Annotated in this window: 9 protein-coding genes, 1 tRNA gene and 1 riboswitch; of the genes, 4 read left to right on the top strand and 6 right to left on the bottom strand. The window is 73.3% G+C overall.

Going from position 1 to position 11,024, the window contains the following annotated elements:
- Positions 1-769: 769 nt before the first annotated feature.
- The 3 genes from orn to BIU89_RS11380 all read left to right on the top strand — a co-directional run bounded on the left by orn (position 770) and on the right by BIU89_RS11380 (position 2,098).
- Entirely contained in the window at positions 770-1,408 is a 639-nt protein-coding gene (gene orn / locus BIU89_RS11390; RefSeq protein ID WP_027464644.1) for an oligoribonuclease, read from the top strand.
- Positions 1,409-1,483: 75 nt separating this feature from the next.
- A tRNA-His gene (locus BIU89_RS11385) sits at positions 1,484-1,559 on the top strand.
- 194 nt (positions 1,560-1,753) lie between these two features.
- On the top strand, positions 1,754-2,098 hold the full coding sequence (locus tag BIU89_RS11380; RefSeq protein WP_035807616.1) for a metallopeptidase family protein: 345 nt from the start codon (positions 1,754-1,756) through the stop codon (positions 2,096-2,098).
- Between the two features lie 152 nt (positions 2,099-2,250).
- On the opposite strand, the gene BIU89_RS11375 is transcribed toward BIU89_RS11380, so the two are convergent.
- Together BIU89_RS11375 and BIU89_RS11370 are read right to left on the bottom strand one after the other, a co-directional pair.
- Entirely contained in the window at positions 2,251-3,516 is a 1,266-nt protein-coding gene (locus tag BIU89_RS11375; protein ID WP_071246626.1) for an acyl-CoA dehydrogenase family protein, read from the bottom strand.
- Complete coding sequence (locus BIU89_RS11370; protein ID WP_071246721.1) at positions 3,513-4,964, bottom strand: LLM class flavin-dependent oxidoreductase; 1,452 nt, start codon at positions 4,962-4,964, stop codon at positions 3,513-3,515. The genes BIU89_RS11375 and BIU89_RS11370 overlap by 4 nt, the downstream gene beginning before the upstream one ends.
- A gap of 102 nt (positions 4,965-5,066) precedes the next feature.
- On the opposite strand from BIU89_RS11370, the gene BIU89_RS11365 reads away from it, so the two are divergent.
- A complete protein-coding gene (locus BIU89_RS11365; protein WP_071246624.1) occupies positions 5,067-6,443 on the top strand; it encodes an MFS transporter in 1,377 nt (458 codons plus the stop codon).
- 99 nt (positions 6,444-6,542) lie between these two features.
- On the opposite strand, the gene BIU89_RS11360 is transcribed toward BIU89_RS11365, so the two are convergent.
- The 4 genes from BIU89_RS11360 to BIU89_RS11345 form a co-directional block, all read right to left on the bottom strand.
- Positions 6,543-7,127, bottom strand: a complete 585-nt coding sequence (locus BIU89_RS11360) for an ATP-binding protein (protein WP_254791606.1) — start codon at positions 7,125-7,127, stop codon at positions 6,543-6,545.
- Positions 7,120-9,867: an ATP-binding cassette domain-containing protein gene (locus BIU89_RS19095; protein ID WP_368073335.1), complete on the bottom strand. Its 2,748-nt coding sequence runs from the start codon at positions 9,865-9,867 to the stop codon at positions 7,120-7,122. Before BIU89_RS19095 ends, BIU89_RS11360 begins: the two co-directional genes overlap by 8 nt.
- A gap of 2 nt (positions 9,868-9,869) precedes the next feature.
- Complete coding sequence (locus tag BIU89_RS11350; RefSeq protein WP_027464637.1) at positions 9,870-10,508, bottom strand: ECF transporter S component; 639 nt, start codon at positions 10,506-10,508, stop codon at positions 9,870-9,872.
- Positions 10,503-10,614: riboswitch (TPP riboswitch) on the bottom strand. Its footprint overlaps the gene before it by 6 nt.
- Before the next feature lie 82 nt (positions 10,615-10,696).
- On the bottom strand, positions 10,697-11,017 hold the full coding sequence (locus tag BIU89_RS11345) for a hypothetical protein (protein ID WP_027464636.1): 321 nt from the start codon (positions 11,015-11,017) through the stop codon (positions 10,697-10,699).
- Positions 11,018-11,024: the final 7 nt, after the last annotated feature.

Raw genomic sequence — 11,024 nt, 5'->3', positions numbered from 1 at the left:
CGGCATTTCGCCCGTTCGTGCGTCCGCGCGCTCGCGCGGCTTCTCTCCCCCTCCCCCCTCCCCCCTCACCCCTCACCCGCGCGAGCGGGCGAAATGCCCGAGTCGCTCTGCGGACGAAGCCGGGCATTTCGCCCGCTCGCGCGGTCGGCTCACGGTCGGCAGGAGCAGTGCGGCAGGGGGCGGACGTGACTGCCTGGAGGCGCGGGGCGGCCTGACGGGGCAGCCACGGGCCTCCAGGCGGTCGCCTGCAGTGCCCGCGGCTCACCCCGCCGGACGAGCGGGCGAAACATCCGGGTGCGTCCCGAAAGCGACCGCGGCATTTCGCCCGCTCGGCTGGGCGCGGGCGTGCCAAGGCGCGACCGCGGCGCCGCCGTGGGCGAGCGGGCGGAACACCGCGGTCCGTCCGCGGGGCGGCCGCGGCATTTCGCCCGCTCGCGGTCACGACGCGCGGCCAGGCGGGATCGGCGCGGCAGGCGGGGTGGAAGCGACCGTCTGGAGGCGCGGGGTGCCCCGCCGGGGTCGGGGTGGGCCTCCAGGCGGTCGCCTGCACCGCATGCGGCTCACGTGATCGACGAGCGGGCGGAACATCCGGGTGCGTTCGCAAGACGACCGCGGCATTTCGCCCGCTCGCGGATCGGACGCGCGGGACGGGTGACCGAGCACCGGCCAGCGAGCACCGAGCACCGAGCCCGAGCCCGGGCAGGCACGGGCGCGGGCGGGCGCAGCGGCACGTACGGCAGGCACGCAGGGCGGGAATAGGATCGAGGACATGGCAACCGCGAATGACCGCCTCGTCTGGATCGACTGCGAGATGACCGGCCTCGACCTCGAGGTCGACGAACTCGTCGAGGTGGCCGTGGTCATCACCGACTTCGACCTCGAGCCCGTGCACCCTGGCTTCGACATCGTCATCAAGCCGGACCAGTCCGCGCTCGACAACATGAACGAGTTCGTGACGAACATGCACGTCACCTCGGGGCTCCTCGAGGAGATCCCGAACGGCGTGAGCCTGGCGGACGCCGAGTACCAGGTGCTCGAGTACATCCTCCAGCACGTCCCCGCCGAGGGCTCCGCACCCCTGGCCGGCAACACGATCGGCACCGACCGCGCGTTCCTGTCGAAGTACATGCCGCGGGTCGACGGGCACCTGCACTACCGCAGCGTCGACGTGTCGAGCATCAAGGAACTCTGCCGTCGCTGGTTCCCCCGCGTGTACTTCAACGCACCGGAGAAGCACGGTGGTCACCGGGCCCTCGCGGACATCCTCGAGTCGATCCGCGAGCTCGAGTACTACCGCCGCGCCGGCTTCGTCGCCGAGCCCGGCCCGAGCACCGACGACGTGCGCGCCGTGCAGGCCGACGTCGTGGCGAAGTGGGAGTCACGGCTGGCGCAGCCCGCAGCCGAGTAGCGACACGGGTGGTCCGCACCCCGTCCCGCATGTACTACTATTGAGTGGTCGCGCCGGTCCGCCGGTTCGAACATGGTGGATATAGCTCAGTTGGTAGAGCGCCTGGTTGTGGTCTAGGAGGTCGCGGGTTCGAGACCCGTTATTCACCCCAGTCGAGGGAGAGTCCTGTTGCGTGTGACGCAACCGGGGCTCTCCCTCAGTGTTTGTCTGGGCACCTTCGGCGCCGTGCGGCTTCGCCGCGGCTGGTCAGCCGCAGGTGCTCAGCCGCGAGGGCTCAACCGCAGGTGGTCAGCCGCAGGTGCTCAGCCGCGAGTGGTCAGCGCGGTGTGGGACGATCCCTGCGTGATGGAGATGTCCGCCGACGCGTTCGAGCAACTCGTGACCGACGAACTCGACCTGCTGCCCGACGAGATGGTCGACGGGCTCGACAACGTGGTGTTCGTCGTCGAGGACGAGCCGGAGAACGGCGAAGAGCTGTTCGGCGTGTACGACGGCATCGCGGCCACCGAGCGCGGCCAGTACGGCTTCGGTGAACTGCCCGACCGCATCGTCGTGTTCCGGAAGCAGCACCTGGCCGAGTGCGACACCGTCGAGGAGCTCAAGGACGAGGTGCACACCACCCTCGTGCACGAGATCGGCCACTTCTACGGGATCGACGACGAGCGGCTGCACGAGCTCGGCTGGGCGTAGCGGCCAGCCCCGCGCCCGCGCACCGCGGCGCCCGGCGCCCGGGTTTCGGGCTCAGCGACACTCCTCGGGCCCACCGGCGCGAGAACTGTCGCTCACCGCGAAAACTCGCACCACCCCCGCCCCGGCCCCGCGCCCGCGGCAGCCCGCGCCCCTCAGAACCGCGTCGGCCCCACCTCGTGGTACTTCTCCCACGCCCCCACCGGCCCCCGCCCGTGCAGCGCATACTCCCCCACCATCCGCTCCTTGTAGACCGCAGGGTTGTGCGACGCCACCACCCGGGCGTTCCGCCAGTGCCGGTCCAGCGCACGCGTCCGGTCGGCAGCGGACGCCCCGCCGACCTCGAACAGCTCGGACGCCGACTGCAGCACCCGCGGCCCGATCTCGACCTGCGCCTGGTACACGGCGTTCTCGGCCGCGTCGAGCACCACGCGGTCGACGCCGACCCCGGGCTCGTTCGTCGCGACGACCGCGTCGAGCAGCCCCGCGGCGGCGGCGACGAGTGACCGGGCGGTGAACGCCCCGGCCGACAGCCGCCCGAGCACCGCGAGCACCTGCGGGTCCTCCCCCGGCACGGCCGCGTTGGCGTGGATGTACGTGCGGGTCCGCGGTCGCACGAAGGCCACGGCGTCGTCGGACACGGCCTGACCGATCCCGGCGAGGACCGCCAGCAGGTACAGCTGGTAGAAGGCCTGGATGTGCGACAGCGGGGCGTCCCGGTACGCCGACACCACCGAGGGGTCGACCGACACCCCGTCGAACACGGTGGTGCCGGACGCGGTCAACCGCTGCCCGAACCCGTCCCAGTCGTCGATGCTCCTGACGCCCGGCGCGGAGGCGTCGACGGCGAACGTCACGCGCTCCCCGTCGCGGTCTGCCGCCAGGTAGATCCAGTCCGCGTAGAGCGTGCCGGTCGAGTAGAACTTCCGCCCGTCGAGGCGGAGGGAACCACCAGACGGCGTCACCGTCGTCGAGATGTCGGCCAGGGTCGTCCCGGTCCGCTCCGAGGTCGCGTTCCCGACGATCGCGCCGCCGACGATCCGGTCGAGCCACTCGTCGCGCGACGCCGAGTCCGGTCGCAGCAGCACCAGCTCCGTGTACCCGAAGTGCCCCCGCCACAGGTGCGCGATGTTCGAGTCCGCCGCCGCCAGGTCCGCCACCAGGTGCGCGAGTTCGACCAGCGTCACGCCGAAGCCGCCGCGGTCCTCCGGCACGCGCAGCCGCCCGAACCCCGCGTCGGCGAGCGCCCGGACCTCGGCGTGCGGCAGCGGCCGGTCGCCGGGCTTCCCGGACGCGAGCTCACGCTCGACCGCGCCGTCGCGGATGGTCGCGAACACGGGCGCGAAGCGTTCGCGCAGGGTCGCCAGACGGTCGGCCGGGAGGCCCGTCACGGCTCCGTCGGTCGTCGTCGCGGCCGTCATGCGGGCACCTCCACCGCACGGGTCGCGTCGTCCGGGTGGGTCGCGTCGTCGGGGTGGGTCGCGGTCGCGCCGGCACCGCCCGTGAACGCCCCGCGCCACCGCCTGGCGGGGTGCGAGTCCGGCAGCTGTGCGTGGCCGAAGAGCTTCTCGCGCAGGGTCCCCTCGCGGTACTCGGACTGCATCAGCCCGCGCTCCTGCAGGGTCGGCGCGATGTGGTCGACGAACTCCTCGTACGAGCCGGGCAGCGTCCAGTTGATGACGTTGACGCCGTCGACGCCCACGCGCTGCCAGTCGGCGAGCTCGTCGGCGATCTGCTCCGGCGTCCCGACGACCCGGGCGCGGAGCTTGGCGGACAGCCGGGCGAGGTCGGCGATGGTCGGTTCGCGGTCCCCGGCGGCCTCGCGGAGCCACTGCAGGTGCGACTGCCCGGCGTGGGTGCGGACCTCGGACAGCGGGGTGTCCGGGTCGAGGGGCTCGCCGGTGTCCGGGTCGAAGCCGAGGTTCGAGTGCACCAGGAACCCGTCGGCGGCCAGGTACTCGTCGATCTCCGCTTCCTTGGCCTTCGCCTCGGCCTCGGTGGAGCCGGTGACGAAGGTCAGGCCGAGGAAGAACGCGATGTCGTCCCGCTGTCGGCCGGCGGCCTCGGCCAGGTCGCGGGTCTCGCGGATGAGCTGTTCGGTGGCGTCCCGGTTCGAGGTCAGGATGAACTGCGCCTCGGCGTTCCGCGCGGCGAAGGCCCGGCCGGCGGGCGACGACCCCGCCTGGAACAGCACCGGGGTCCGCTGTGGTGACGGTGCCGACAGGTGCGGGCCCTGCACGTCGTAGCGCTTGCCGTGGTGGTCGATGCGGTGGACCCTGTCGGGGTCGGCGTAGCCGCGGACGGGGTCCTTCAGCACGGCGCCGTCCTCCCACGATCCCTCCCAGAGCTTCGCGCAGACCTCGAGGTACTCCTCGGCCCAGACGTAGCGCTCGTCGTGCTCCTCGAGCCGGTCGGCCCCGAAGTTCCGGGCGGCGCTGTCGAGGGCGCTCGTGACGACGTTCCAGCCGATGCGGCCCCGGGTGATGTGGTCGAGCGTGGAGACCTTGCGGGCGAAGTCGAACGGGTGCGCCTGGATGACGCTCGAGGTGAACGCGAGCCCGAGGTGCTCGGTCGACACGGCGAGCGCGGAGAGCAGCACGGAGGGGTCGTTCGAGGGGATCTGCAGCCCCTCGCGCAGGTTGGTCGAGTAGTCGCCACGACCGGGGCCGTAGGTGCCCACGACGTCGGCGAAGAACATCGCGTCGAACTTGCCGCGCTCGAGGGTCCTCGCCAGGTCGGTCCACAGCGTCACGTCGTCGAAGTCCGCCTGCCGGGCGTCGGGGTGCCGCCACAGGCCGTGCTGGATGTGCGAGGTCGTGTTCATGACGAAGGCCGCGAAGCGCAGCGGGCGGTTCGGTGCATCGCTCATGCGTCCCATGGTGGTCGGCGGGCACCCCCCGACGACAGCGACGTGACCTCCCGTTACGCGCGGTGTTCCCCGCGGCCCTGGACGCGACCATGCTCCTGAGGCATGCCGAGCCAGACCACCGTCACCGCGCCTCCAGGCCGTCCCGCCGCACCGTCGACCACCGCGACCCGTCGTCGGGTCGCCCTTGCGTCGTTCGTCGGGACGACCGTCGAGTACTACGACTTCTACCTCTACGCGACGGCCTCGGCGCTGGTGTTCGCACCGACGTTCTTCCCGTCCGTGACGCCGGCCGTCGGGGTCATCGCGTCGTTCGCGACCTACGGCGTCGGGTTCGTGGCGCGGCCGCTCGGCGGTGTGATCGCCGGCCACCTGGGTGACCGGATCGGGCGGAAGAAGCTGCTCGTCGCGTCGCTGGTGCTGATGGGCATCGCGTCCACGTTGATCGGGGTCATCCCGTCCGCCGCGACCATCGGGGTCGGTGCCGTCGTGGCCCTCGTGTTCCTGCGGCTGCTGCAGGGCGTCGCGGCCGGGGCGGAGTGGGGCGGCTCGGCGCTGCTGTCCGTCGAGCACGCGCCGGAGCGGCACCGGGGGCTGTTCGGGGCGTTCACGCAGATGGGGTCGGCCGGTGGGATGCTCCTGGCGACCGGGGTCTTCACGCTCGTGCGGTCCCTGCTCGGCACCGAGGCGTTCCTGGCCTGGGGCTGGCGGCTGCCGTTCCTGTTCTCGGCGGTGATCGTGGCGGTCGGGCTCGTGATCCGGCTCGGTGTGCAGGACGCCCCGGTGTTCCAGGAGCTGCGCGCCTCAGGTGGGGTCGAACGGTTCCCGGTGTGGCAGGCGATCCGGCAGCACCCGCGGTCGATCCTGGTGACGGCGGGTCTGCGCCTCGTGCAGCCGGCGCTGTACTCGATCCTGACGACGTACTCGCTGACCTACCTCGGCAACGTGCGCGGGCCATCGGGCTCGGACGCGGGGCTGCAAGCCGTGCTCGTGATCTCGGCGGTGTCGCTCGTGTCGACGCCGTTCTGGGGGTGGCTGTCGGACCGGGTCGGGCGGCGGGTGCTGACGATCTGGTCGGCGGTGGGCATCGCGGTGCTCATCTGGCCGTTCTTCGCGTTCCTCGACGCCGGGCCGCTCGTGCTGCTGCCGCTCGTGGCGCTGATCGGGATGTGCGTGTTCCACGACAGCATCTACGGGCCGCAGGCGGCGTGGTTCGCGGAGCAGTTCCCGACCGGGCGGCGGTACTCGGGGATGTCGCTCGGGTACCAGATCGGGTCGATCTTCTCGGTGGGGCTGACGCCGCTGCTGGCCGCGGTGTTCGTGCAGCTCGGGGGCGGGTCGCCGTGGATCCTGTGCGGGTACGTCGGGGTGTACGCGGTGCTGACGATCGTGGCGGCGGTGTTCGCGGTGGATCCGCGGGCGGTGGCGCGGCGGGAGGGGCGGGCGGGCGCGGGCGCGGGCGCGGCGGGTGCGGCGGGCTGACGTTTCGCGCTGGGCGACAGTTCTCGCCTTCCGGAGGCCGTGAGGTGTCGCTGAGCGCGAAACCTCGGTGCTCGCCGCGGGGCAGCGCGCGCCCGCGCCCTACGTCCGCAGGACCACGTCGGCCAGGGCGGCCGGGTCCTCGGCGGCGATGAAGGCCTGTTCCTGCGCGGCCCAGCGGTCCCACTCGCGCGCGAAGACCTCGCCGTCGCGGCCGATCGCCCGGTCCCACCGCACGGCGTCGTCGGCCTCGAGCCACACCCGCAGGGACGCCAGCGGCGCCGAACCCCGGGACAACGCCCCGCACCCCTCGACCACGACCGGCAGGTCGGGGTCCACCGACGCCCAGTCCGCGGGCGCGTCGGCCGCCCAGTCCCAGCGTCGGTACCCGCTCGGCGTTCCGAGGACGTCCGTCACCACGGCATCGGCAGCCGCACGTAGGCCGTCCCACCCCGGGTACAGGTCGTCCAGGTGCACGAGCTGCGCACCGAGCTGCTCCGCGACCTGTGCTCCGAGGGTGGTCTTGCCCGTGCCGGACCGGCCGTCGATGAGCACGACGGCGCGCCGACCCGTGGCAGCGGCGACACCGGCAGCAGCAGCGGCCAGGCCGGGGGCGAGGTCACCGGCGGTCGTACCCGTCGCGCGCTCGCCGTCCGTCGTGCCGGCTGCCGGCGTCGCGTCAGGCACGCCACGTCCCCACGCTCACCGCGACGGCGATCGACACCACGCCGATGCCGACCAGCACCGCCACCATCGCCCACTCCGGCCCGGCGAACCGTGCGACCCGCGCCCAGGTCCGCCGTCCGGGAGCACCGAACCCCCGTGACTCCATCGCCACCGCCAACGTCGTCGCCCGGCGCAGCGCGAGCACGAGCAGCGCGAACGCCATGGTCGCGCCGCGGCGGAGCCGTCCGGAGTCGGCGAGTCCTCGGGCACGCCTGGCCATCGCGAGCTGTCGCCAGTCGTCGACGAGCAAGGTCATCATCCGGACGGCGGCGAGCGCTCCGAGCACGAACCGCGCGGGCAGCCGGAGCACCTGCGCGAGCCCGTCGGCCAGGTCGGTCGGGTCGACCCGTACGAAGAGCGCGATGGCCGGCACGCCCACCGCGAGGACCCGGAGTGCCGTCGCCAACGCGAGTGTGAGCGACCCGTCGGTGACGTGCGCGAACCCGAGGTCGAACCACTCCCGCCCCGAGGGCCTGCCGTACAGCGCGATGCTCACCGCCGTCAGCGGCACCGCGACGAGCACCGGTGCGAGTCGGAGCAGCAGGGTCCGGACCGGCAGGCGCAGGAGCGGCAGCAGAGCGAGTTCGAGCGCCAGGGCGACGGCGGCGGAGACGACGTCGAGACTGAGCACCAGGCAGACGCCGAGGGCGAGCACACCGATCAGGGAGGCGACCGGCTGGACGCCGAGGATGCCGGTCGCGCGGGCCGGCAGCGGTCGTCGCGCCGGGTCCGTTCGGTCGGTTCCGTCCGCCACGTCCGCCCCATCCGCCGCGTCCACCGCGTCCGCTGCGTCCACCGCGTCCGCTGCGTCCGCTGCGTCCGTCCGGTCGTCCGTGTCGGTCCGGTCTGGAGGCCCGGGGCGGCGTCCGGCTGGCGGTCCCGTCTCCGGGGCGGTCGCGACGGACGGCCCCTGGTCGCGCCCGACGGTCCGGGCGCCGTCCGTCCCGAGCACGACCTCGTCGGCGTCGAGTGCCCGGACGAGATCGCGGTCGTGGGTGACCGCCACCACCGCGGTGCCGGCGTCAGCCAGGGCCCCGAGCCGCCCGACGACGGCCTGCCACGTGGCTCGGTCCTGCCCGGAGGTCGGTTCGTCGAGCACGACGACCGGCGGCCGGGCGGCGATGACCGAGGCGATCGCGAGTCGTCGTTGTTCACCCCCGGACAGGGTGAAGGGGTTGGCGTCGGCCAGGTGTGCCAGCCCGAACTCGTCGAGCAGCGCTGTGGCTCGTTCGGCGGCGTCAGGCGCATCGAGTGCTCGGGGGCCGGCCTCGATCTCCTCGCGGACGGAGCGGGCGACGAACTGGTGCTCGGGGTCCTGGAACACCGTGCCGATCCGTGCGGCGAGTTGGCGGCTCGTCCAGGTGTGCGGCGCCGCGCCGAGGCCGTCGGCGAGGGTGTCGGTGGCGTCGAGCTCGCCGGCGGCCGGTGCCAGCAGGCCCGCGAGGGTGAGCCCGAGCGTCGACTTGCCGACGCCGTTCGGGCCGGTGACCGCGAGGACCTGCCCTGCCCGGAGCCCGAGGTCGATGCCGTTCCCGACCGCTTGCTTCCCCCGTGCCGTGCCGAGCCCCCGGGCTTCGAGCAGCACCGCCGCCGCCTCGCCGAGCTCTCCCTCGCTGGGCTCTCCCTCGTCGAGCGCCCCCTCGCCGCGCTCCCCCTCGCCGAGCGGGCGGAATGCCGCGGTCGCCCCGCCGGACGTCCCGGGCATTTCGCCCGCTCGTCCGCGCGACGTCATCTCACGCGCTCCCTCGCCGAGCGCCGCCTCGCCGGGCTCTCCCTCGCCGAGCGGGCGGAATGCCGCGGTCGCCCCGTTGGACGCTCCGGGCATTTCGCCCGCTCGTCCGCGCGCACGCCGCAGCTGCCGAGCCGAACCACGCGCCGGCTCGGCACCGGGCACCCAGACCCCGGCCGCCGTGAGCGCCTCGCCGTGGTCCGCCAGCACCCGGGCCGGCGGGCCGTCCGCGACCACGCCGCCGCCTGGTTCGAGCAGCACGAGCCGATCGACCAGGTCCAGCCAGGTGCCGATCCGGTGCTCCACCACGAGCAGCGTCGCTCCGGTCTCGTCGAGCAGTGCCCGGACGGCGTCGTGCACCTGCGCCACGCCGTCCGGGTCGAGGTTCGCGCAGGGTTCGTCGAGCACGAGCGCACCCGGCCGCATCGCGAGCACGCCCGCGAGCGCCAACCGCTGCCGCTGCCCACCGGACAGCTGCGCGGTGGAACGGTCGAGCGGCAGGTCGAGGCCGACGACGTCGAGCGCCGTCCGCACCCGGTCCCAGGTCTCGTCGCGGGGGACGCCGGCGTTCTCGCAGCCGAAGGCCACGTCGTCGCCGACGCGGGACATCACGGTGTGTGCCTCGGGGTCCTGCATGACGAGACCGACACGCCCGCGGACCGCGCGGGGGTCGGCCTCGTCGACCAGGAGTGTCCCCTGCACCGAAGCAGCGGTGTCGTCGGTGGCGTCGGGCTCGTCGGGCAGCACGCCGGCCACCGCTCGCAGGAGCGTCGACTTGCCGGCACCGGACGGCCCGACGACGGCGACCCGCTCCCCCGGCTCGACGGTCAGGTGGACGTCACGGACGGCCCAGGCGTCTCGCTCCGGGTACCGCCAGCCCCAGCCACGGAACACGATCCGCGCCCCGCGGACGCCAGCACCTGCGCCGGCGTCGCCGCCGGTGGAAGGGGACGTCGCCGACGGAGCGCGCACGGTCACACCAGGGCGCGGGGCTCGCGGCGGCTGTGCTCACGGCCGGCCGCGAAGGACGACAGCACCCCGGTGCGGGCGAGAGCCCGGACGATCAGCCACGAGCCCGCCCCCGCGATCACGGCACCGGAGATGACCGCACAGATCACGTAGACGACCTTGAAGGCGACGTCGAGCCCCGGGTACCAGAGGACGGTGTCGTTGATGCCGAGCGCGAGTCCGGCCGCGGCACCGGCGAGCACGACGACCGGCAGGCGGTAGACGCGGTACAGGAACAGCGCGAGGACGATCTCGGCGCCGAGACCCTGGACGAGCCCGGCCTCGAGCGTGAGCCATCCCCACTGGGTGCCGAACAACGCCTCGACCGAGGCGGCGACCATCTCGCCGTAGAGCGCGGCGCCGGGCTTGCGGACGACGATCGCGACGATCGGTCCGGCGAGCAGCCAGACCCCGCCGAACAGGGCCTTCGTGCCGGGGAGCACGAGGTCCATGACGGCGCTGATGGGTTCGTAGCCGAACTCCCAGAGCCGGAAGACGACTCCGAGGGCCACCGCGAGGACACTCGCGACGACGATGTCGACGACCCGCCAACGCAGCGATCGCCGCGGAGCGGTGGTGACGGTTGTGGACGTGCCTGAAGGCATGCTGCTGACTCCTCCCTGCGCCGGCATGATCCGGATCAGGTTCGACGGTCGGAGCGCCGATCGCTCCCTCTCAGCCCGGCGGTCCCGGACTCCCGTGTGTGTGCCAGCAGTCTAGACGCGGTCGCGACCGCGTGACGGACGGGAGGCCCGTGGCGGCGTCGCCACGGGCCTCCCGTTGCGTCAGGTGCTCACTTCTTGAGCGCGCGCACCAGCTTGCGGAGGACACGCCCGGCCACCCACACGAAGGGGATGCCGACGACGATCAGCGAGATCGGGTTCGGCTCGAACACGAGGTCCTTGCCCGGGCGGCGGACGTAGGCGCCGACGGGGGCCGACAGGCCGCCGCCACCGCCGCCACCGTTCTCGTCGTCCCCGCCGCCTCCGAAGCCGAACCAGCTGACGGACACGGGGATGAGGGTCTGGTCGCCGACCTCGACGGGTTCTCCGTAGTTCGTGGAGACCCCGAGCGGGCGGACCTGGTCTGCGATCTTCGAGACGATGTTGGCCATGCGCGCG

The sequence above is a fragment of the Curtobacterium sp. MCBA15_005 genome, from assembly GCF_001864855.1.
In the GTDB taxonomy this organism is placed as follows: Bacteria; Actinomycetota; Actinomycetes; order Actinomycetales; family Microbacteriaceae; genus Curtobacterium; species Curtobacterium flaccumfaciens.
This window is presented reverse-complemented; position numbering and strand designations above follow the sequence as displayed.